This window comes from Halomonas eurihalina (genome assembly GCF_008274785.1).
GTDB lineage: Bacteria > Pseudomonadota > Gammaproteobacteria > Pseudomonadales > Halomonadaceae > Halomonas > Halomonas eurihalina.
This window is the reverse complement of the sequence record NZ_VTPU01000003.1, coordinates 34,811-58,615: the sequence shown is the minus strand read 5'-3', so window position 1 is coordinate 58,615 and position 23,805 is coordinate 34,811. Positions and strand designations below refer to the sequence as shown.

Here is a 23,805-nt window from a genome sequence, read left to right as displayed (position 1 = left end):
TCACCACTGCAGATTGAAAGAAGCAAACAGGCTGCGCCCGTCACCGAGCGCACCATTGGGCCGGTACCACACCTTGTCGCCGAGATTGCTCAGGCGCAGCGACGTGCTGAAGGCCGGCGTGACCCGCCAGGCCAGTTGCAGGTCGTGCAGGCCGTAACCGGGCAGGTTGCCCTCGTCGTCCGGGCGCTCGTATGAATCGGCGAAGCGCCCTCTCCAGCCCAGCGTGAGCGCCTGGTCGAGCAGATCCAGGTCGGCGCCCAGCGTGGATTCCAGGGGCGTCTCGCTGCCCAGCGGCTCGCCGCTGTCGCGATCCTTGCCCGACACCTCGGATAGTCCGGCGATAGCCCGAAATTCGGGCCAAGCCTCGGGCTCCCAGGCCAGCCGGGCATCGAAGCCCCAGAGTCTGGCACGCTGGACGTTAACGGCTTGTGTCGTGCCAGCGGCGATATCCACTTCGCTGTCGATGAAGTCATCGGCACGGGTATCGAAATAGCTGGCACGCAGCGTCCAGTCGCCCCGCTCCCAGGCGAAACCGCTCTCCCAGGTGTGGCTGGTTTCCGGCTGCAGGTCGGGGTTGGGCACCCAATGATTGTCGGGAAAGCAGAATCCCGGCGCGGGGCAGAAGCCGGCGAAATGGCGCTGGTCGGCATAAAGCTCGGATAGGCTCGGGGCGCGAAAGGCTTCGGCGTAGCCGCTGTAGACCATCAGCCCCTGCGCGGGGCGCCAGGACAGGCGCAGCTTCGGCGACAGTTGCGTCTCCTCGGTGCTGCGCCCGTCGGCACCCTCGGCATCGTAGCGGTCGTAACGCGCCCCCAGCCCCAGATCGAAGACACCGACACCGCCCTCGGCAAGATGACGCCCCGCGCTTAGGGTGTCCTCGAAATACAGGGCCTGGGTGTCGATATCGGCATCAGGAAAGCCCGACGCCCCGCCGCCGGGGCGCTGGCTGGCGCGATCCACCTCGGCACCGAGCACCAGGGTCTGGGTCAGCCAGCCATGCTCGATGCGATGATAACCATCGCTCTGCAGCCCCCAGCGCTCCAGGGTGCGATTGGCATCGCTCTCGTCGATCTCCTGCCGACTGAGGCTCAGGCGAGAGGTCACCTCGCTGGCGTCGGCGGGACGCCAGCGGTGGCCCAACTGCACATTGTCGCTGGTCACCTGGCGCCGCCGCTGATCGTCCTCGTCGCCGAGCTGCTGCGGGTTGGCCGGTTGCGTAGCTGTCTCGTCATAACGCTGCCACTGGGCGAAGATCCGGTTCCGGTCATCGGGCTCCCAGCCACCCTTGAGCAGCAGGCTATCGAGCTCGGCATCCTCCGGCGCCTCCTGTCCGCCGGCACGCCGGATATCGCCCGATTCGCGACGCCCCAAGGACAGCAGGCCGTCGATACGACCATTGGCCGTGTCCTGCCTGCCGAAGGCGCTGAAGGCACCCCCCAACTCGTCGCGCCCCGTGGTGCCACCCAACGACAACCTCATGCCACCCTGCTCTCCGGGTTGCAGCAAATCCGTTGCTTCCACCGTCTCGAAGCTCACCACCCCGCCCATGGCATTGCTGCCATACAGGCTCGACAGGGCCCCGCGGGCGATCTGGACTTCGCGTATCAGCCAGGGGTCGATATAGAACGCGCCGAGATGGCCGGTACCGATGTCCTGGCGGACACCGTCGAGACGCACCAGCACCCCATTGGAATCGAAGCCTCGCAGGCTCAGGGTCTGGCCATTGCGCCGCCCGCTGCCGTCGATATGCAGCCCGGGCTGCCGAGACAGTACATCCTCGACACTCGATGCCGTGGACAGCGCCGGATCGTCCCGGTCGATGACATCCAGGATCAGGGGCGCACGGGACGGGTCGCCGGGCAGGCGTGTGCCAGTGACGGTCACCGCGCTCAGTTCCTCCGCCGAGGCGTTTGCATCGGTCGACTCAGCCATGGCGGGCTGACTGACAAGCTGGGTAGTGAGAAGAGGCAGGCTCCACGCCATGGCAGTGGCGAGGGAATGGCTGAATTTCATAAGCCAGGGGCTCCCGGACAGTTTCCGTGGTTCGGATGGCTGGCTGGGAACGGCGACACCGCACCTGGCTGGCATTCTCGAGTTACGAGCCTCGAGTTACGAGCTTCGAGCAACCCCAAAAACCAAGAAGCAGGGTTTCGCATCTCGCATCTCGCATCTCGCATCTCGTAGCTCGTAGCTCGTAGCTCGATGATCGAGACCTCTCATGTCGTCAGGATCAGCTTGCCCAACCGCGTCCGCCTCAGGACATAGCGACGCCCCTCGTGATGGATAATCAAGCGGCCATCGCGCCCCAGCAGGGTCTGGCTGTCGATGGTCCTGGTATCCTCTTCTCGACGCTCGGTTGCGGATGGGGACTTCCCCCGAACATTCATGAGATGAAATCCCTTTTGTTAATGATAACGATTATCAAATTAAATTTATACCACTCCCTCGCCGCCCCTTCAAGAACCTTGACGACGCCATCCCAGTTATCGAAGGCACCGAGCCAAATCGCTATCAGCCTGATAGACTGGCCATTTTAGGCGTGTTCACATACGTTCACATGTCACCGGGCTGGCACGGGTTACCATCCCGGCACGCAATATCCGCGCCGAATAAAAGCCTCGGCAAGGCGCCGGTCGAAACCGTGCCATAAGCGATACGGAGATTGCTCAATCAAAACAGCGAGATCGCTCCAAGTGCAGTGGATGCACAACGCGAAAAGGTCAAACATCGAATAAAGCCCAAGCTACAAAGGATTGTTTTTTTGGCCACGACAGCCACAGGAACCCTCGCCGTCGCGACCCGGCGCATGCTCGCCCTGCCCACGCTGCGTGCCTGTCTGCCCGAGTTCCAACGGCTTTGCCATCTCGGTTCGCCACGCACGCGTCATGCCGACGCCGTGGCCGGGTGGGGCCTCAAGCCCAGCACACGCAAGGCCCGCGAGCATGCCGACCGCCATCGGCTGCCCTATATCGCCATCGAAGATGGCTTTTTGCGTTCATGGGGACTTGGCGTGGAGGGCCACCCGCCCCACAGCCTCGTCGTCGACCCGCTGGGCATCTATTACGATGCCAGCCGTCCCTCGACGCTGGAGAACCTGATCCTGGCCGCCGACGAGACTTCCGAGGCGCAGCTCGCGCGTGCCGAAAGCGGCATGCAACGGCTGTGCGAGTTGCGGCTCTCCAAGTACAACCATGCGCCGGATCGCCGCCTGTTCGACGATGACCGGCCTCGCGTGCTGGTCGTCGACCAGACCGCCGGCGACGCCTCGATCGCCGGCAGCCTGGCCGAGGCCGACGACTTCCAGCGGATGCTGGAAAGCGCCCGAGCCGAACATCCCGAGTCGGAGATCCTGGTCAAGGTCCATCCCGACGTCATCGCCGGCAAGAAAGAGGGGCATCTCTTGGCGGCCGGCCAGCTCCCTGGCTGCCGCCTGATTGGCGAGACCCTGAGCCCCTGGTCGCTGCTCGATGCCGTGCATTGCGTGCATGTGGTCAGCAGCCAGCTTGGCTTCGAAGCCTTGCTGGCCGGCAAGCGCGTCGTCTGCCACGGCGTGCCCTTCTATGCCGGCTGGGGGCTCACCGACGACCGCCGGCACTGCCCGCGTCGCGGCGTCCCACGCTCGCTGGCACAGGTCTTTGCGGCGGCCTATTTCGGCTATGCCCGCTACGCCAATCCCTACACCGGCCAGGCCTGCGACTTCGAGCAGACCCTGGAGCTGATCGGCGACCAGACCCGCCAGCAGCGCCGCCTGGCCGGCCGCTGGGTTACCTACGGGCTGTCGTCATGGAAACGCGGCTTCGTCGGTGACTTCCTTGGGGATGGCGCCACCCTTCGCCACCTGCGCCACAACAAGCCCCCGGAAGGCGCCGAGCACGACGAGCGCCTGCTGTGCTGGGCATCGCAGCTGGACGCTGCCACCGAACAACGTTGTCGCGAGCGGGACCACTCTCTGTGGCGCATGGAGGATGGCTTTCTGCGCTCCATCGGCCTGGGCGTCGACCTGGCCCGCCCGCTCTCCCTGGTCGTCGATTCACTTGGCATCCATTACGACGCCAACCGCGAAAGCGAGCTGGAACGCATCCTCAACGAGGCGAGCTTCCCACCCGCTCTCTTGCAGCGTGCCGCCCAGCTGCGCGAACGACTGGTCGCGCTGCGCCTCTCCAAGTACAACGTTCCCGGTGCACGACGCATCCAGCGCCCCGAGGGTGGTCGACTGCTGCTGGTGCCCGGCCAGGTGGAAACCGACGCTTCCATTGTCCACGGCACGTTCGACATCCGCACCAACGGCGGCCTGCTCGCCGCCGTGCGCCAGGCCAATCCCGAGGCTCGCATCCTCTACAAGCCACATCCCGACGTTGTCACCGGTGCTCGACTCGGCGCCTTGAGCCAGGCCGACGAACAGCTCTACGACATCGAGGTCGGCGACGTCGATATCGTCGATTTGCTGGACATGGTCGACGAGGTCCATACCATGTGCTCCCTGGCGGGGTTCGAGGCATTGCTGCGGGGACGCCATGTCGTCACCTACGGCATGCCATTCTACGCGGGCTGGGGGCTGACCGAGGATCGTCATGCCTGCCCCAGGCGCCGCCGGCCGCTCAATCTGGATGCCCTGGTCGCGGCCACGCTGATTCTCTACCCACTGTATGTCGATCCGGGCAGCCGCCGGCTCTGCAACGCCGAGACCGTCGTGGCCCTTCTGGAACAGCGCCGAGCCGACCATCATCGCCCGGCGTGGCGAACGCACTTGTATCGCTGGTACCGCAATATCTTCATCGGAAAGCATTAACGTGAATTCGCCGAAACGCTCATTCTTGTTCCTCCAGGGTGTCTGCTCGCCTTTCTTCCCTCGCCTGGCGAAGCGGCTGAGGGACGATGGCCATCATGTCGCCAAGGTCCAGTTCGCCGGTGGCGACATCGCCTACTGGTCTCGCCACGCCGGCCCCAGCCATGCCTTTCGCGGCAAACTGGACGAACTGCCGGATTTCCTGGCCGACCTCTGGGAACGACACGGCACCACCGACCAGTTGCTGTTCGGCGACCAGCGCCCCGTCCATCTGGCGGCGGCCGCCGCCGCCAAGCGCGCAGGCATTCGCAACCAGGTACTCGAAGAGGGCTACTTCCGCCCCCACTGGATCACCCTGGAGCGCGAGGGGGTCAACGGCTATTCGCTGTTACCCCAGGATGCGGACTGGTATCTGGATGTCGGCCGTCACCTGCCCAAGCCACCGCCGGCCAAGCGCTTCCAGACATCCTTCAAGCGCCGTGCCACCCACGATGTGCTCTACCATCTGGCCGGGCTCGCCAATCCCGCGCTGTTCCCCCGCTATCGCAACCATGCGCCGGTCACCGCGCCCATCGAATATGCCGGCTATATCAAGCGCTTCACCCAGTTGCGCTGGTGGAAGCCGCGCGACGCCGAGCGCATTCGCGCCCTGGCCGAAAGCAAGCAGCCCTATTTCGTGCTGCCCCTGCAGCTCAATGGCGATGCCCAGATCCGCAATCATTCAGCCTTCGCCGACATGCAGGAAGTCATCGAATTCACCATGGCCTCCTTCGCTCACCACGCGCCGCCAGATAGCCTGCTGTGTATAAAGAACCACCCGCTGGACATGGGCCTCATCGACTACGCCGGTCTCATCGCACGTCTCGAGAAGCGCTATGACATCGCCGGGCGCGTCGTCTATCTCGAGTCCGGCGATCTCAACGCATTGTTCAAGGCTGCCACCGGTACCGTGACGGTCAACAGCACCTCGGGTATCGTGGCGTTGGAACATCGTTGTCCGACCATCGCCCTGAGCCAGCCGATCTATCGGCTCGATGGCCTGACGTTCGACGGCGGGCTGAACGACTTCTGGCGCCACGGGCAGCCACCCGACGAAGAACTGTTCCACTGCTTTCATCGCACGGTCATGCACACCGTTCAGCTCAACGGAGGCTATTACTGCGACACGGGCATCGGACTCGCCGTCGACAATGTCGCGGCCAGGCTCGAGGCCACCACTTCTCCACTCGAGGCCCTGCTATGACCGCACCCCGCAGCCTGTTGATCACCGGTGCCACCGGCGCTATCGGCAGCGCCCTGGCCCGGCACTACGCCTTGCCCGGCGTGCGCCTGGTCCTCCACGGTCGCCGCCGGGAACGGCTCGAGGCCCTGGCCGACGAGTGTCGCCAGGCCGGCGCCGAAGTCGAAACGAGCCGAGTGGAGCTGACCGATGACGCCGCCCTGACACAATGGCTGGAGCAGTTGACGCTGCCCGACGTGATCATCGCCAACGCCGGCCAGAACACCCACGCCGAGCCGGGTCGGGAAATGGAGGACTGGTCGGCCACCAGCCAACTGCTGACCATCAACCTGCGCACGCCCATGGCCATGGCCGAACGGCTGGCGCCGCGTATGGTCGAGCGCGGCCACGGCCAGCTCGTCTTTATCAGCTCCCTGGCCGCCTGGCACGGCCTGCCGCTGACCCCCAGCTACAGCGCCAGCAAGGCCGGCATCAAGGCCTACGGCGAAGCCCTGCGCGGCTGGCTGGCATCGCGCGGCGTGGGCGTGACCGTGATCATGCCCGGCTACGTCAGCTCGCCGATGTGCGAGTCCATGCCCGGCCCCAAGCCCTGGGAAATCGACGCCACTCGCGCCGCACGTCGCATCGCCAGGGGCATCGAACGCAATCGGGCGCGCGTCAGCTTTCCCTTCCCGCTCAACCTGGGGTGCTGGAGCCTGGCGGTACTGCCAGCCGCGCTCTCCCAGCGCCTGCTCGGCCTGATGGGTTACGGGAGGCCTTCATGACCCGGGCCTTGCTATTGCCCTGGTGTCTGGGCCTGCTTGGAAGCGTCATTGCCGAGGCGGCATTGCGACCGGCCACCGCGCCGCCCTGGCGCCGGCCGATCTCGACCCTGGCCGTTCACCTCGGCAGTTGGGGCGTGCTCTATGGATGCTTCACGCTGGTGCTGCAACGCCCCTGGTTCGCGATGGTGCTCTTTCTCGCCCTGCAGCTTGTCGTCGTGCAATCCAGCAACGCCAAGTCGAAGACCCTGCGCGAACCCTTTCTGTGCCAGGATTTCGAGTACTTTCTCGACGCCATCCGTCATCCGCGCCTGTACATCCCCTTCTTCGGCATCGGGCTGGCCATTGCCGCCAGCCTCGCTGGCCTGGCGACCATCATCGGCTTTCTGGTCCTCGAGCCATCACTGTTATCCCGACATGGCACGCTCGACTTCCTCATCGGAACGGCCCTTGTCATCGCGCTATCGGTCCTGCCATTGGTCATCGGGCTCTCGCGCCTGCCGGCCTGCCGTCTCGACCCCGTCGACGACACTCATCGACTCGGGCTATTCAGCGCACTCTGGGCCTACGGCCGGTTGGCGCGCCGCCCCCTCGAGGCGGGCGACTCGCCCTACACGCCCGCGCCCGAATCGGCAGCATCCAGCGAACACCTGCCCCACCTGGTCGTCGTGCAGAGCGAGTCCTTCTTCGACCCTCGCCCCTGGCACGGCGGCCTGCGTGACGACCTGCTGCCGAATCTGGATGCCCTGGCCGAAGCCTCATTGATGCACGGCAGCCTCAGGGTACCGGCCTGGGGCGCCAACACGGTGCGCACCGAAGCGGCGGTATTGACCGGCCTCGACCGGGACACCCTGGGCATTCATCGTTTCAATCCTTATCACCAGTTGGCGCGCCACGGCGTGCCGAGCCTGGCCGCCGAACTGAAGCGACTCGGCTATCGAACCATCTGCCTGCATCCCTATGCCGCGAGCTTCTATCAGCGCGACCGGGTCATGCCGCGACTCGGCTTCGACGACTTCATCGACATCCGCGCCTTTGAGCCCGCCGACTACTGCGGACAGTATGTCGGTGACCTGGCTCTTGCCGATAAGGTTGGCAGTCTGCTCGATGAACCGGATAATAAACCGCTATTCGTGTTCGTGATCACCATGGAGAATCACGGCCCGCTGCAATTCGACGACCGGGCGGAGAACGCGGCCCGCGACCTTCTGGCCGCGGACGCGCCACCCTTGCCGGACGACTGCAGGGAGCTGGCCAGCTACCTGGCCCACCTGCGCAATGCCGATCGCATGGCTGCCAGCCTGCGGCGGCAACTGGAGGCGACGCCCCGGGGCGGGCTACTGTGCTGGTATGGCGACCATGTGCCAATCATGCCTGAGGTCTATCGGCACTATGGCGAACCGGACGGTGACACCCCCTATCTGTTGTGGTCGAGCCACGGCCGGGGAAGCCGGCCCCAGGCGTTTACGCCGCTTGCGGCAGAACAATTGAGTCAACGGATATGGCAAGCCGTCATCGATCAGGCGCAGCACGCCCATGACGGCAGAAACCAGGATCATCGGGAGCAAGCATGACAAGACGCGTGGCCATCATCGGTGTCGCTCACCGGATGCCGGGAACCACCCCGGAAGACTTCTGGCAGGACCTGCGAGCCGAAAAGGACCTGGTGACCCAGGTCGCGGCCGACCGTTGGAGCCATGAGGCCTTCCAGCACCCCGACAAGCGTAATCCCGGCACCAGCGTGACCTTCGCCGCCGGCAGCCTGGGCGACATCAGTGGCTTCGACGCCGACTTCTTCGGCATCTCGCCCCGCGAGGCGGCGAACATGGACCCCCAGCAGCGCATGCTCCTGGAACTGACCTGGGAGAGCATGGAAAGCGCCGGCATACCGCCCTCGCAGCTACGCGGCAGCCAGTGCGGCGTCTTTCTGGGCGTCGCGGCGCTGGACTACTCATACCGCTACACCGGGGACATGGCGGCCATCGACGCCTCCACCGCCACCGGCAACACCTCGAGCATTGCCTCGAACCGGCTCTCCTACCTGTTCGACCTGCACGGCCCCAGCATGTCGGTGGATACCGCCTGCTCATCGTCGATGGTCGCCTTCCACCAGGCGTGCCAGGCGATCCGCGCCGGCGAGACGAGCATGGCACTGGCCGGCGGCATCAGCCTGCACCTGCACCCCTACGGCTTCGTCATCTTCTCCAAGGCCAGCATGCTCTCGCCCTCGGGGCGTTGCCGCGTGTTCGACGCCGACGGCGACGGCTATGTGCGCTCGGAAGGCGCCGGCATGTTCCTGCTCAAGGACTATGACCAGGCCGTGGCCGATGGCGACACCATTCTCGCCGTGGTCGCCGGCTCGACCGTCAATACCGACGGCCACAAGCAGGGGCTCACCGTCCCCAATGCCGACGCCCAGGTCGCCCTGATGCGCCAGGTCTACGAGCGGGCCGGCATCGACCCGAACGAGATCGACTATCTCGAGGCCCATGGTACCGGCACCGCCGTCGGCGATCCCATCGAGACCCGCGCCATCGGCGAGGCACTGGCCAAGCGCCGCCGCTCGCCATTGCCCATCGGCTCGGTAAAGAGCAACCTCGGCCACCTGGAAACCGCCTCAGGCATCGCCGGCCTGGCCAAGGCACTCTACAGCCTGCGCCATCGCGAAGTGCCGGCAACCATTGGCATCCGTCGCCTCAACCCGAAGATTCAATTCGACGACTGGAATCTTGAGGTCGTCACCCACGCTCGCCCGTTGAAGCCGGAAGGGCGTCTGGTCATCGGCGTCAACTCCTTCGGCTTCGGCGGCGCCAACGCCCATGTCATCCTCGAGAGCCCGCCCGAGACGCCGGCGCCCGCCTCGCCACCGGCCTCCGACGAGCCGCTGCCATTGCAGCTCTCCGCACGCGGCGAGCCTGCCCTGCGGGCCATGGCCGGCCAACTGGCCGATTGGCTGCGCGATACCGACACCGCCCTGTACGATGTCGCCGACACGCTCTACCAGCGCCGCGATCACCATACCGATGGCGCCTTGCTGTTCGCCGCCGACAAGCAGGACGCCGCCGAGCGCCTGGCCGCCTTCGCCGACCCCGAGCGGAACCCGGGAAAACGCCCGGTGATCCAGGGTCGACGCCTCGACGCCGCCCAGGGCCCCGCCTTCGTCTACGCCGGCAACGGCTGCCAGTGGGAAACCATGGGCCGCGACCTGCTCGCCGACTCCAAGGTCTTCGCCGCCGCCATCGACGAGGTCGACGCCCTCTTCCAGCGTCACGCCGACTTCTCGCTGCGCGCCGAACTCGAAGGCGACAACGGCAGCGAGCGCTTCGTGCGCACCGAAATCGCCCAACCGGCACTGTTCGCCTTGCAGGTCGGCATCACCCGGATGCTCGCCGCCCAGGGCATCGAGCCCATCGCCGTCACCGGCCACAGCGTCGGTGAAGTCGCCGCCGCCTGGGCCTGCGGCGCCCTGTCGCTGGAAGACGCCGTGCGCGTGATCTACCTGCGCAGCCATTTCCAGGGGCTGACCCGGGGGCAAGGCGAGATGACCGCCGTGGGCCTCGGCGCCGAGGCCATCGCCGCCTATCTGGAACGCCCCGAGTATCGCGACATCCATCTGGCCGGCTCCAACAGCGCCCAGGGCGTGACCCTGGCCGGACCCGCCGAGGCACTAACCCGGTTGGAAGCCGAACTGAGCGACCAACGCCACTTCGCCAAGCGCCTGCCGCTGGATTACGCCTTCCACAGCCCGGTCATGGATCCCATCCGCGATGACCTGATCACCGCGCTGGCCGGGCTGCATCCTCGGCAGGCACGCATTCCCTATATCTCGACGGTAACCGGCGAGGAACTCAACGGCGAACGGCTCGACGCCGACTACTGGTGGCACAACATCCGCCAGCCCGTGCGCTTCGACGACGCCGCGCGGACGATCACCGCCGACGGCACCAATGTACTGGTCGAAATCGGCGCCCACCCGATCCTCAAGCGCTACCTGAGCGAAGCACTGCGCGAGGCAGAGCTCGACGGCCTGGTCATCGGCACCCTGGAACGCGACGTCCCGGGGCCGGTCTGCCTCGATCGCGCCATCGGCCAGACGCTGCTCTCCGGGCTCGATACCGACATCGACCACTGGTTCCCGGTAACCGGGCGCCTCGCCGAACTGCCCCGCTATCCCTGGCAACGCGAGCCCCACTGGATGCCGACCACCTCGGAAGCCCTGGGACTGCTGGCGCGCCACTACGAACATCCCTTGCTGGGCTACCGCCTGGCGCAGCACACCCTGACCTGGGAAAGCCAGCTCGACACCGGCCGCCAGCCCTGGCTGGCCGACCATGTGGTGGGCGACGCCGCCATCTTCCCCGGCGCCGGCTTCATCGAACTGGCCCTGGCCGCCGCCGCGCGCTGGCGCGAGGCCACGCCGCTCGACGTCGAGGAACTCGAGATCCAGGCGCCGATGATGCTCGATGGCCAGCACGGCCGGCTCACCCGGCTGGCCATCGCCCCTGACGACGGCCGCGTCACTATCCACTCGCGGGAACCCGCCGTCGGCGTGGAATGGCAACTGCACGCCACCGCTCGCATCATGGCCCAGAGCCGTGGCCTGCTGCTGGAACGCACCGCACCGGCCCTGCCCGAACGAGCGCCGGACCTGGAACTGGACGAGCACCTGGCCATGGCCAGTCGACTGGGGCTGGACTACGGCCCGGCCTTCCAGGCCATCGACCGCGCCTGGGTCGAGGGCGATAGCGTCATCGGCCGCGTACGCCCCACGCCGGTGATCGAGGACCAGTTGGCACTGCAGCACCTGCACCCTGGCATCCTCGACAGCGCCTTCCAACTGTTCCTGCCGCTGCTGGCCCGCGACGGCCTGGAGGCACGCGGCATGGCCTTCGTGCCGGTTCGCGTCGGGCGCATCCAGTGGACGCCGGAAGCCGGACGCCCGATCCTGGCCCGGGCCCGCCTGCTCAAGCGTGCGCCTTACTCCTTCACCGCCGACTTCGAGCTCTTCGACGAAGCCGGCCAGGCCGTGGCAGTGGTCAGCGAGACCCGCTTCAAGGCAGTTCGCCTGACCCAGTCCGCCGAGCAATCACTGAGTCATCTCGATGTTCGCCTGACGCCGGCGCCGCACCCATGGAATCGGCAACCGGCGGATCTCACCGCGCTCGAGGCCGCCATGCCGCGACTGGTCGACGGCTACGTCGAGGCCACCGGGCAGCGCTATGCCAGCGAGGTCGCGCCCTTGCTCGACCGGCTGGCCGAGGCCTTCGCCGCCGAGGCGCTGGACGACGAACTGCATGACGGCGTGCTCGGCGAATCCCGCTACCAGGCACTGGCCGGCACCCACCCGCAGGCCCGCCCGCTGCTCGACCAGTTGCTGCGCCTGCTCGAGGACGCCGGGCGTCTCGAGCACGGCGAGAATGGCTGGACGCGAGTCGCGGGCGACGACGAGATCGACGCCACGACCATCTGGCGACTGCTGGCCCAGGACTACCCGGGCCATATCGGCCCCATTCACCGGCTCGGTCGCTTCGGCCTCAACCTGCGCGACCTGCTGGCCGGCCATCGCCAGGCCGCCGACATCGGCCTCGACCGCGACCGCCTGACGCGTCTCAATCGCCAGTTGATCGGTCACGACGGCTGGCGGGCCATCGCCACGCCCCTCGGCGAGGCACTGGCCGACACCCTGGCGCACCTGTCCGCAGGCCAACGCCTGACCCTGCTCGAGGCCGGCGTCAGCGCCCCGGCACTGGGCGAGCGGCTCGCCGACCTGATCGATCCCGACCGCTGCGACTATCGCATCCTGACCGCTGGCGAACTCGCCTGGCAGCACGCCGAGCAACTGCGCGAGCGCCAGCCGCTGATCGAGGTCGAGTCACTGGAAGCGCCAGCCGAGCAGCCGCCACAGGAACGTTCGAAGCAGGCCCAACTGGCCCTGGTCTCGCTGGATGTCACCAACCGCGACCTCAGCCGCCGCCTGATCGAGGCGCTCCCGGAACGGCTGGCGCCCGGAGCCCGTGTCCTGCTGCTAGGCGTCGCGCCCTCTGCCTGGCTCGACACCCTGCTGGCCACGCCCGGCCTCGATGACGAGCAAGATACGCCCACGGCCTGCGAGCTCGACGACGTCACCGACCTGCTCGCCCGGCTCGGCGCCGAACAGATCCAATCATTGCCCCTGGAAGACGAAGCCGGCGCCTATCTGGTCCATGCCCGCCTGCCCGATACGCTCGACGCCAGCGAAGATGTCGACGAGGCCCCGACCGACTACCTGCTGGTCGCCGATGGCGCGAATCGCGCGCTCGCCGAACGCCTTGCCGCCGACCTCAAGCGCCGTGGGCATCGCGCGGCACTGGGCGATGCAAGCGAAGCAGCCCAGGCCGAACATATCGTCGACCTGCGCGACACCGGCCTCGAGCGCTGCCAGCAGGCGGCGCGCTGGGCGAGCATCGTCGAGGCCAGCGGCGAAGGCCGCGACGACGCCCCGACCCTGTGGCTGGTCACCCGTGACGTGGCCGCCATCTGGGGCGATGCCTCCGACCCGACGAGCCGCCCGAGCGCCGGCGTCAGCGACGACACCGCCCTCTGGGGCTTCGGCCGTTCCCTGGCCAACGAAGCCCAGGGCTTCCGGGTCCGTCTGCTCGACCTACCCAGCGGCGATCTCGAGACAGGCGCCTTCGAAGCGCTGAGCGATGAGCTCACCGCCCCCGACGACGAGACAGAAGTCGCCATCGACGCCAGCGGCACCCGCTTCGCCACCCGGCTGCGCATCCTGCCCGCGCCGGGCACCTCAGCGGATGCGCCGGAAACGCCCCGCAGCGCCATGACGCTCGGCTTCCCGCTGCCCGGCCAGTTGCGTCACCTGGCCTGGCAGCCGACCGCCCTGCCGGAACCCGGCGAGGGTGAGGTGGAAGTTCGCGTCGAGGCCACCGGCCTCAACTTCCGCGATGTCATGTACACCCTGGGACTGCTCTCCGACGAGGCCATCGAGAACGGCTTCGCCGGCCCGACCCTCGGCCTGGAATTCGCCGGCGTGGTCGAACGGCTCGGCCGCGGCGTCGAAGGCGTCGCGCCGGGCGATGCAGTGCTCGGCTTTGGCCCGGCCAGCTTCAGCGACCGGCTGATCGCCAGCCAGCACGCCATCGCCCCTCTGCCCGACAACATCGACTTCGCCGCCGCGGCGACGATCCCAACGACTTTCTTCACCGTCTACTACGCGCTGAAGCACCTGGCCCGCCTGTCGCCCGGCGAGCACGTGCTGATTCACGGCGCCGCCGGCGGTGTCGGGCTCGCCGCCATCCAGGTGGCGCGCTGGCTGGGTGCCGAGATCCACGCCACCGTGGGTGCCGAGGAAAAAGGCGACTTCCTGCGCCTCAGCGGCATCGAGCGCCTCTACGACTCGCGTTCGCTGACCTTCGCCGAGGAGATCCTTGCCGACACCAATGGGCGCGGCGTCGATGTGGTGCTCAACTCCCTGGCCGGCGAAGCAATCAACCAAAACCTGCGCGTGCTGCGCCCCTTCGGCCGATTCCTGGAACTCGGCAAGCGCGACTTCTACGAGAATACCCACATCGGCCTGCGGCCCTTCCGCAACAACCTCAGCTATTTCGGCATCGACTCCGACCAGTTGATGAAGGCGTGCCCGGAACTCACCCAGTCGCTGTTCAGCGAGATGATGGCGCTGTTCGAGGACGGCACCTTCACGCCGCTGCCCTACACCGCCTTCGGCAATCGCCAGGTGGTCGAGGCCTTCCGCTACATGCAGCAGGCCCGCCAGATCGGCAAGGTGGTGGTCACCCAGGACCAGCCTCTGCGCGCCGACGTCGCGCAAACCTCGACGCTCGCCGCGCCGGAGCTGCCGGCCGATGCCACCTACCTGGTCACCGGCGGCCTCGGCGGCTTCGGCCTGCGCAGCGCCCAATGGCTGGCCGAACGCGGCGCCCGCCACCTGGTGCTGGTTGGCCGACGTGGCGCCGCTTCGCCGGAGGCCGACGAAGGCATCGCCAGGCTCGAAGCCATGGGCGTGACGGTCGAGGCCGCCGCCTGCGATGTCGCCGATCGCGACGCCCTGGCCGCGCTGCTCGAACGCTGCCGTGCCGAACATCCGCCGCTCAAGGGCATCATCCATGCTGCAGCGGTGATCGAGGATGGTCTGATCCGCAACCTCGATGACGAGCGCATCGCCCGGGTACTGACGCCGAAAATCGAGGGCGCCCGCCACCTGGATGCGCTGACCCGGAACGACGAGCTGGATTTCTTCGTGCTCTACTCCTCGGCAACCACCCTGTTCGGCAACCCCGGCCAGGCCAGCTACGTGGCCGCCAACCACTGGCTCGAAGCCCTGGCGGCCAACCGCCGCGCCGCGGGACTACCGGCCACCTGCGTGCGCTGGGGCGCCATCGAGGACGCCGGCTTCCTGGCCCGCAACACCCGCACCCGCGACGCCCTGCAAGAGCGCCTCGGCGGCTCGGCGCTGCGTGCCGACGACGCCCTCGAGGTGCTGGGTCGCATGCTCGCCGCCCCCGGCCCGAGCCTCGGCGTGCTGGAGCTGGACTGGTCGGCACTGGCACGCTCGCTGCCCACCGCCGAAACGCCACGCTTCTCCGAGATCGCCCGCGCCGCCGGTGACGAAGGCCAGCAGGACGATGCCGACCAGGATCTGGCCCGCCTGCTCGACGAGCTGTCGCCCGAAGAGCTCCACGCCACCGTCACCGAGCTGCTCAAGTCGGAACTCGCCAGCATTCTGCTGGTGGAGGAAGACAAGATCGACGTGCACCGCTCGGTCTACGACATGGGCTTCGACTCGCTGATGGGCGTGGAACTGATGACCGCCATCGAATCCCGACTCGGCGTTCGCGTGCCGGTCATGGTACTCAGCGAGGCCTCGACCCTCGACAAGCTCAGCGGCGTGCTGATCGAGCGCCTGGCACGCGGCGACGATGAGGAGGCCGATGGCGACGACGATGCCGAACTGGCCTCGCTGGCCGCGCGTCACGGCACCGAGACTGAAGTCGCGCAGGAGGTGTCTGCCCGATGAGTCAGGACACATCACGCAACGACCTCAAGCGCCAACTCCTCGACGGGGCGCGCAAGCGCAAGCGTTCGCGCCCCACGCTGGAGCGCGACGGTGAACCCGGGGCATCCGCCGGCAAGGTACCGGAGCGGCTGACCCGCTTCGATGCCCACCCTGGCTACCAGCAACTGAGCATGATGCGCGAGGCGGCACGCCGCCTCGGCCTGACGGACCCGTTCTTCCGCTGCCACCAGGGCAACGCCGGCGCCACCAGCCGCATCGACGACCGGGACGTCATCAATTTCGCCAGCTACAACTATCTGGGCTTCTCCGGCGACCCACGTGTCAACCAGGCCGCCATCGATGCCTTACAGCACTACGGCAGCTCGGTGTCGGCCAGCCGCATCGTCTCCGGTGAGCGTCCTTTCCACGGCGAGCTCGAGCGCGCCATCGCCGACACCTACCAGGTCGACGACGCCGTGGTCTTCGTCAGCGGCCACGCCACCAACGTCTCCACCCTGGGCTACCTGCTGGGGCCCGGCGACCTGATTCTCCACGACGAGTACATCCACAACAGCGCACTGGTCGGTGCCCAACTCTCCGGCGCCCGGCGCATGGGGTTCGCGCACAACGACGCCGATGCCCTGGAAGACCTGCTGCGCCGTCATCGCTCCCAGTTCGAGCGCGTCGTGATCGTCATCGAAGGGCTCTACAGCATGGACGGCGATCTGCCCGACCTGCCGCGCTTCGTAGAGATCAAGCGCCGTCACCAGGCCTGGCTGATGGTCGACGAGGCGCATTCCTTCGGCGTGCTGGGCGAACGTGGCCTCGGCCTGCGCGAGCATTTCGAGGTGCCACCCGAGGAGGTGGACATCTGGATGGGCACCATGAGCAAGACGCTGGCCGGCTGCGGTGGCTACATCGCCGGCTGCCAGGCCCTGGTGGATACCCTGCGCCACCTGGCGCCGGGCTTTCTCTACAGTGTCGGCATGCCCGCCCAGGTCGCGGCCCCCTCGCTCAAGGCGCTGGAGTTGATGCACGAGGAACCGCAGCGCACCCACAGGCTCCAGGCCATTTCACGCTACTTTCTGGAGCAGGCCCGCACCCTGGGACTGGATACCGGCGACAGCATTGGCGCCGCCGTGGTGCCGGTCATCATCGGCAGTTCGGCACGCGCCGCCGCGCTTTCCCACGCCCTGCTCGAGCGCGACATCAACGTCCAGCCGATCCTGCACCCCGCTGTACCCGAGAAAAGCGCACGGCTACGCTTCTTCCTCTCCTGCGAGCACACTGAACAACAGGTCGACCGAACCCTGGACGCCCTGAACGAGGAACTCACCCGGTTGCAGTAACCCGCCGACAGCCAGGTTGTCGATTCCCGCAGGCCCGGCTCACGCCGGGCCTTGTCGTTGCATGCACGAAAGCCCATCCATCGCTTACTGGGGCATGCGCGAGTGTCATGCCCCCATGCAGACACTTCGCTGTCATCCCCATCGTGCGGGCCGTTAAGGTATCAAGCCATGCGCCGGAGGCATTCCGGAGACGACACAATAAGTGGAGAGATGCCCATGATCCATCACATGCGGCCCCTGGTTTTCTGGCCGACCTTTCTCATCTTGCTCACCGCCGTGATCGGCAGCCTGGTCGACCTGGACGCCTTCCTCGGCTTCACCAGCCAGCTCAACGACGCCATCCTGGAACGTTTCTCCTGGCTGTTCAGCCTGGGCAGCCTTTACCTGCTGGTGCTTGCCGTCGCGGTGTATGTCTCGCCGCTCGGCCGCATCCGTATCGGTGGCGAGAATGCCGAACCGCTGCTGTCGAAAACCCGCTGGTTCTCCATCACGCTGTGCACCACCCTGGCGGTCGGCGTGCTGTTCTGGACCACCGCCGAGCCGCTCTATCACCTGATGGGGCCGCCCACATCGCTGGGCATGGAAGCCGGCTCCTCGGAGGCGGCGCTGTTCGCCATGTCGACCATGTTCCTGCACTGGACCTTCACGCCCTACGCCATCTACGCGGTCCCGGCGTTGATCTTCGCACTGGCGTTCTACAACCGCCGGCAGAAGTTCTCCATCAGCAGCATGCTCGAGCCGGTCTTCGGCCCTCGCATCACCCGCTACTCGGGGTTGATCGACGCCCTCGCGCTATACTCCCTGGTGGCCGGCATGGCCGCGACCCTCGGCACCGGTGCCATCACCCTGGCCGGCGGCCTCGGCCAGTACATCGAAGGCGACACCAATCCACTGCGCCTGGGCCTGATCATCGCGGTGATCGTGGTCACCTTCGTGCTCTCGGCCGCCAGCGGCTTGAAGAAGGGCATCGCCCGGCTCTCGGCCCTCAATGCCTGGCTGCTGCTGGTGCTCGGTCTGTTCGTCTTCGTGTTCGGCCCCACGGCGTTCATGCTGCAGATCGGCGTGGAGTCGTTCGGCGTCTACCTCGATGACTTCTTCACCCGCAGCCTGTTCACCGGCGCCGCCGGCAACGACCAGTGGCCGCACTGGTGGTCGATCTTCTACTGGGCCATCTGGTTCGCCTGGGCGCCCGTGGCCTCGCTCTTCCTGGGGCGCATCTCGCGCGGCTACAGCGTACGCGACTTCCTGCGCATCAACCTGCTCTACCCATCGTTGTTCGCCGCCGTGTGGATCGTCATCTTCTCCGGCGCCACCCTCTACTTCCAGATGCGCACCGGCATCGACCTGCACAGCGTGCTCGACGACCAGGGCGTGGAACACGTTCTCTACCGACTCTTCGGCGAGTTGCCGCTGTCCGGCCTTTGGGTGCCGCTGCTGCTGTTCATCGCCTTCATTTCCTACGTCACCGCAGCGGACTCCAACACCGACGCCATCGGCAACCTCTGCACCCGAGGCCTGACCGCCGATTCCGACTTCAGCGCCGGCATTCCCATGAAGATCATCTGGGGCGTGGTAGTCGGCATCATCGCCTGGGTCATGACCAGCTTCGTCGGCATCGATGGCGTCAAGATGCTTTCCAACCTCGGCGGCCTGCCCGCCCTGGTGATTATCCTGCTCGCCAGCGGTTCCCTCTGGCACTGGCTGCGCGACCCCAGCGCCCTCGAATGCCCCGACACCTCATCAACAAATTCATCAACCAACCGCGAACAGCTCGACGCACAAGGCCAGCCGCAATGAACGTGAAAACCGACTTCCCGCATCGTATCCGCGAGATCGAGCACCTGGAGATCCCGCTCTCGGACGGCATTCGACTCGCCGCTCGCATCTGGCTGCCGGAAGGGGCCGAGGATCATCCGGTGCCCGCCATCCTCGAATACCTGCCCTACCGCAAACGCGACGGCACGGCGGTACGCGATGAGCTGACGCATCCCTACTTCGCCGGTCACGGCTATGCCGCCGTGCGGGTCGACATGCGGGGCAACGGCGAATCCGAGGGATTGATGGCCGATGAGTACCTGCCCCAGGAACAGGCCGACGGCCTCGAAGTGATCGACTGGCTGGCCCGCCAGCCCTGGTGCAACGGCAAGCTCGGCATGATGGGCATCTCCTGGGGCGGCTTCAATTCGCTGCAGTTGGCAGCGCTGAAGCCAGAGCCGCTCAAGGCCATCATCACCCTGTGCTCCACCGACGACCGCTACACCGACGACATCCACTACAAGGGCGGCAATCTGCTGCACGAGAACCTCGGCTGGTCGGCCACCATGCTCAGCTTCTCGGCGGCACCTCCCGACCCGGCCCTGGTCGGCGAAGTGTGGCGCGAACGCTGGAAGCAGCGTCTCGACAACATGCCGCTGCTGGCCGAGACCTGGATGAGCCATCAGACCCGCGACGCCTACTGGAAGCATGGCTCGGTCAACCAGAACTACGCCGACATAAAAGCCGCCGTCTATGCCGTCGGCGGCTGGGGAGACGGCTACAAGAACAGCGTGCCGCGCCTGCTGGAACACCTTCCGGGGCCGAAGAAGGGACTGATTGGCCCCTGGATTCACAAGTATCCGCACTTTGCCATTCCCGACCCGGCGATCGGCTTCCTCCAGGAAGCGCTGCGCTGGTGGGACCACTGGCTGAAGGACATCGACACCGGGATCATGGACGAGCCGGCCGGCACCTTCTATCTCCAGGATGCCCTGCCGCCCAAGCCCATGTACGCCGAACGCCCGGGCGCCTGGGTGGGTACCGAAGGCTGGCCCTCGGCGGACGTCGAGCAGCGTCCTTATGCGCTGACCGATGCCGGCCTGGTCGCCGGCGACGAGCCCCTGTCAGAGGCCCGCACCGTCGACTCGCCGCTCACCGCCGGCAGTCACCAGGGCGAATACTGCGCCATCTGGTTCGGCCCCGACCTGCCGGGCGACCAGCGTCAGGACGACGCCCTGGCGTTGTGCTTCGACAGCGAACCGCTGGAGGCGCCACTCGACATCCTCGGCAAACCGCGCCTGCGCCTGCGACTGGCCAGCGATCAGCCCTGTGGCCAGCTCACCGTGCGCTTGAGCGATGTACGCCCCGACGGCCAGGTGGCCCGCATCACCTATGGCGTGCTCAACCTGTCGCTGTGCGATCATGACCACCTGGAACCGCCGGTTCCCGGCGAGCCCATGGACGTGGATATCGAACTCGACATGATCGGCTATCGCCTGCCCGCCGGGCACCGCCTGCGCGTGGCGATCACTTCGGCCAACTTCCCGCTGCTGTGGCCGACGCCCAGGCGCGCCGCGCTCACCCTGCAGCCCGGTCTGCAGCGCCTCGAACTGCCCACTTACCAGGGCGAGACCATCGATAATCCCTTCGAGGCCCCGGAGAGCGCTCGACCCGCCGATGTCGACACCCAGCGCAGCCCGGCGCCACGACGTACCATCCAGGAGGACGTGGCCAGCGGCGAAGTCACGGTGATCGTCGAGGACGACCTGGGCGCCATGACGCTGAACGACCACGGCTACCGAGTGGCACAGTCCTGTCAGGAGCGCTATACCGCCCATCCGGAGGACCCGAGCCGAGCCCGTGCGGACATCGTCTGGCACTATCGGGCCGGCCGCGACGAAGGTCCCGGTCGCTTCGATGTCAGCGTGGAAAGCCGTTACCGACTGACCTGCGACGAGACGACCTTCTTCATCGAGGCCGAACAGATCGCCCACGATGACGGCGAGGAAGTCCACCGCAAGCACTGGCGGACGGAAGTGCCGCGCCGGGCCATCTGACAATGCGCTCGGGCGGACATGATATCCTCGGCGACAGCATGACCTTCCCATCGTCGAGGATTTCCATGAGCGGACGCGACGCCTTGCCACCGCTGCAGTGCCTGAAAGCCTTCGAGGCCACTGCCAGGCACCGCAGCTTCACCCAGGCCGGCCGCGAACTCAACCTGACCCAGAGCGCCGTCAGTCGCCAGATCAAGCGCCTGGAGGAAGACCTGGGCCGCCCGCTTTTCGAGCGTGTTCCCGACGGCCTGCGCCCAACGCCGGCCGCGGATCACTACTACCGGGTCGTGCGCCGCCTGCTGCGCGAGCTGGCCGACGAGACGGCACGCCTGCGTCGCCATGGCGACGACCACCAACTGACCCTGGCCACCAGCCCTACCATCGCCTCCATCTGGCTGTCCCGGCACTTGCCCGAGTTCCAACGGCAGCACCCGCACATCGAGATTCGACTGCTGACCATGGAGGATCCCTATCGGCTCGATCTCACCGAGTTCGACCTGGGGCTCTACTATCACCTCGAAGGACAGGTAGACCCGCCCGGCCTGATGGCCGAGACGGTATTTGCCGAAGAAAATGTCATCGCCGTGTGCAGCCCTCACTACACCCGATATCACGGAGACGTCGGAACCCCCGAGGCATTGCTGCGTCATCACACCCTGCTGGTGCTCGAGGATCACTTCAACGACTGGCTGACCTGGCAGGACTGGTTCAATGCACTGAACATGACCTGGCATGAGCCGACCCACTGCCTGCGCGCGAACAGCTATCAGGTCTTGATGAACGCCACCCTCGCCGGCCAGGGTATTACACTGGGCTGGGAGCAGCTGCTCGCCGACGAGCTACGCCAGGGGCATCTCCTGCGCGCCCTGCCTCAAGCCTTGCCCAGCCGCGGCAAGCTCTCGCTGCTCATTCCTCAGCATCGCCATCTCACCCAGGCCAGTCGCACCTTTCAGCGCTGGCTGACCCACCTGTGACGCCCTCAATACAGCGCTCGAACCTCCGGGAGAAGCGCATGACATTCCCTATTCGCTCATGTAAGCTCATGCTCGTTCTTGGGGAGTAGCCTGCTTCCAGCGCTGGCAGCGCAGGAAGTCTCCGTGTCAACACACTCGGCAGTCATGCCGTGGCACGGGAGGCCGAAAGGTTGGCGAGACCAATGATGTCACCGCGCTGTATTGACAGCGCACGTCGTCATGGCCTTTCACCCCGGGAGCCGACCACCGCATGTCCCTCTTCTCGACATTCTTCCTTGCCTTTTCCATGTCCAGCGATGCTTTCGTGGCGTCGTTGAGCAAGGGCGCAGCCCTGCCGGCACGCCCCAGCCTGCGCCAGGCCCTGCGCACCGGCCTTGTCTTCGGCATCATCGAAACCCTGACGCCCCTGCTCGGCTGGACCCTGGGCCTGTCGATGGCGCAGTACGTCACCGCCTGGGATCACTGGATCGCCTTTGGGCTGCTTTCGCTGCTGGGCGCACACATGATCCACGAGGGCCTGCAAAACAAAGAGGCCGACGTTGGCTCCCAACGTTCGGCCCCTTCGTTCATTCGCCTGGTGATGACGGCCCTGGCCACCAGCATCGACGCCCTGGTGATCGGCATCACCCTGGCCTTCATGGACGCCAACATCCTCTGGACCTCGCTCGCGATCGGCACCGCCACCCTGCTGATGACCACGCTCGGCGTCATGCTCGGTCGCGTGATCAACACAATGATCGGCAAGCGGGCGGAGATCCTCGGCGGCCTCGCCCTCTGCGGCATCGGCACCAGCATCCTGATCGACCACCTGGGATTGCTGGCCTAGCAACGCCCTTGCTTGGCCAACCCCGGCGGACAGAATCTCCCCCGATCATGGCCCCGATAATCGCGATGGCGTTTCCAGCGATCATGGTCGCGGTGACGGTAATCCCTGTCACGCTTCCAGTCACGGTCGTGCCAGTCGCGGTCATGATAGTACCTGTCATCATCGATCACGATGGCGGGCTCAGGGCTGATACGAGCAGGATGATAACTGCAGCCTGCCAGCCCCGCGATAACCAGAGCGCCTACTAACAGCGAAAACACACGCATGGGGAATCTCCCGCTTGAACCGTTGTCTCCATGCTAGCAAGCAATATGCCGCCTGCCCTGTGGCAGAATCGCGACACCCCGTGGCAATGCGGTGTAAAGCTCGAGGTGCTCGGTCTCGACCAACACGGCACTCGTGCCCTCGCAATGTCCTGATGACCGGGGCCCTGATGATCGGGCCAGGCACACGCCTGACGATGGGTTCCCCCTGCCGTAGCCAAGAGGCAAGAAAGAGGTGACTCGCATGCTTAAAAATGTAACCAAATGTAAACAGCATCAAGAGCCCACAAAGAGAATCCAACGCGCCTCACACCTTGCAGCCGCACTCGCCATATACCCATGGTCGATGACGCATGAAGGCAAGGCCGTATCGTCTTTGCCGAGACCAGCATCGCACCGGGCCGTCACTGCCACCAGCATCGCACCCAGTTAATATTTTTTAACATTCAATTAGTTAGAACTATTCTTATCCCTATCACCATCATGCCGAATGACAGATGATTCACATTCCGGTACCGATCGCATGATGCTTCAAATCTAAAAACAGTGCACATCAACACACACTGTAATAACTAAAAATTATATGCAGCCTTGACCTAGCCCTCTCAACAGCCTCTGTCCTTGATAACTTTTCCTATCGACCAGAAACAAAAAAACAAGGTCTGTAACAAAAGTAAACAACTATAGATTGACGCGACATACCCTTGGCTATAGCTTTCTTGGTGAAGCAAGGCCATCTGGGAGCAGGAAGGCTCCAGGTGCCAGGGTGGAGCAATACAATCAA

The 23,805-nt window shown here is 66.0% G+C and carries 13 protein-coding genes; 10 read left to right on the top strand and 3 right to left on the bottom strand.

The annotated features are described in order from the left end of the window. A complete protein-coding gene (locus FZZ93_RS04285) occupies positions 1–2,013 on the bottom strand; it encodes a TonB-dependent receptor domain-containing protein (RefSeq protein ID WP_149321098.1) in 2,013 nt (670 codons plus the stop codon). Between the two features lie 203 nt (positions 2,014–2,216). Further along, the gene (gene hemP, locus FZZ93_RS04280) at positions 2,217–2,387 is read right to left on the bottom strand and encodes a hemin uptake protein HemP (protein ID WP_149321097.1); all 171 of its coding nucleotides are present in this window, start codon (positions 2,385–2,387) and stop codon (positions 2,217–2,219) included. A 374-nt stretch (positions 2,388–2,761) separates the two neighbouring features. On the opposite strand from hemP, the gene FZZ93_RS18515 reads away from it, so the two are divergent. From FZZ93_RS18515 to FZZ93_RS04230, 10 genes are all read left to right on the top strand, one after another. After that, on the top strand, positions 2,762–4,789 hold the full coding sequence (locus FZZ93_RS18515) for a capsular polysaccharide biosynthesis protein (protein ID WP_309676010.1): 2,028 nt from the start codon (positions 2,762–2,764) through the stop codon (positions 4,787–4,789). A 1-nt stretch (position 4,790) separates the two neighbouring features. Further along, positions 4,791–6,029, top strand: a complete 1,239-nt coding sequence (locus FZZ93_RS04270; RefSeq protein WP_149321096.1) for a capsule biosynthesis protein — start codon at positions 4,791–4,793, stop codon at positions 6,027–6,029. After that, positions 6,026–6,790, top strand: coding sequence for an SDR family NAD(P)-dependent oxidoreductase (locus FZZ93_RS04265; protein ID WP_149321095.1), 765 nt, complete (start codon positions 6,026–6,028; stop codon positions 6,788–6,790). Before FZZ93_RS04270 ends, FZZ93_RS04265 begins: the two co-directional genes overlap by 4 nt. Continuing rightward, positions 6,787–8,361, top strand: coding sequence for an LTA synthase family protein (locus FZZ93_RS04260; RefSeq protein ID WP_149321094.1), 1,575 nt, complete (start codon positions 6,787–6,789; stop codon positions 8,359–8,361). The genes FZZ93_RS04265 and FZZ93_RS04260 overlap by 4 nt, the downstream gene beginning before the upstream one ends. Further along, the gene (locus FZZ93_RS04255; RefSeq protein WP_149321093.1) at positions 8,358–15,818 is read left to right on the top strand and encodes a type I polyketide synthase; all 7,461 of its coding nucleotides are present in this window, start codon (positions 8,358–8,360) and stop codon (positions 15,816–15,818) included. The genes FZZ93_RS04260 and FZZ93_RS04255 overlap by 4 nt, the downstream gene beginning before the upstream one ends. After that, on the top strand, positions 15,815–17,146 hold the full coding sequence (locus FZZ93_RS04250; protein WP_149321092.1) for an aminotransferase class I/II-fold pyridoxal phosphate-dependent enzyme: 1,332 nt from the start codon (positions 15,815–15,817) through the stop codon (positions 17,144–17,146). The genes FZZ93_RS04255 and FZZ93_RS04250 overlap by 4 nt, the downstream gene beginning before the upstream one ends. 216 nt (positions 17,147–17,362) lie before the next feature. Beyond that, a complete protein-coding gene (locus tag FZZ93_RS18510; protein WP_149321091.1) occupies positions 17,363–18,943 on the top strand; it encodes a BCCT family transporter in 1,581 nt (526 codons plus the stop codon). Next, entirely contained in the window at positions 18,940–20,958 is a 2,019-nt protein-coding gene (locus FZZ93_RS04240; protein WP_149321090.1) for a CocE/NonD family hydrolase, read from the top strand. Before FZZ93_RS18510 ends, FZZ93_RS04240 begins: the two co-directional genes overlap by 4 nt. A gap of 65 nt (positions 20,959–21,023) precedes the next feature. Next, entirely contained in the window at positions 21,024–21,932 is a 909-nt protein-coding gene (locus FZZ93_RS04235) for a LysR substrate-binding domain-containing protein (protein WP_149321089.1), read from the top strand. A gap of 250 nt (positions 21,933–22,182) precedes the next feature. Continuing rightward, the gene (locus FZZ93_RS04230) at positions 22,183–22,758 is read left to right on the top strand and encodes a manganese efflux pump MntP (RefSeq protein ID WP_149321088.1); all 576 of its coding nucleotides are present in this window, start codon (positions 22,183–22,185) and stop codon (positions 22,756–22,758) included. Here the strand turns inward: FZZ93_RS04230 and FZZ93_RS04225 are convergent. Continuing rightward, entirely contained in the window at positions 22,755–23,024 is a 270-nt protein-coding gene (locus FZZ93_RS04225; RefSeq protein ID WP_149321087.1) for a hypothetical protein, read from the bottom strand. The genes FZZ93_RS04230 and FZZ93_RS04225 overlap by 4 nt on opposite strands. Between the last annotated feature and the right edge of the window lie 781 nt (positions 23,025–23,805).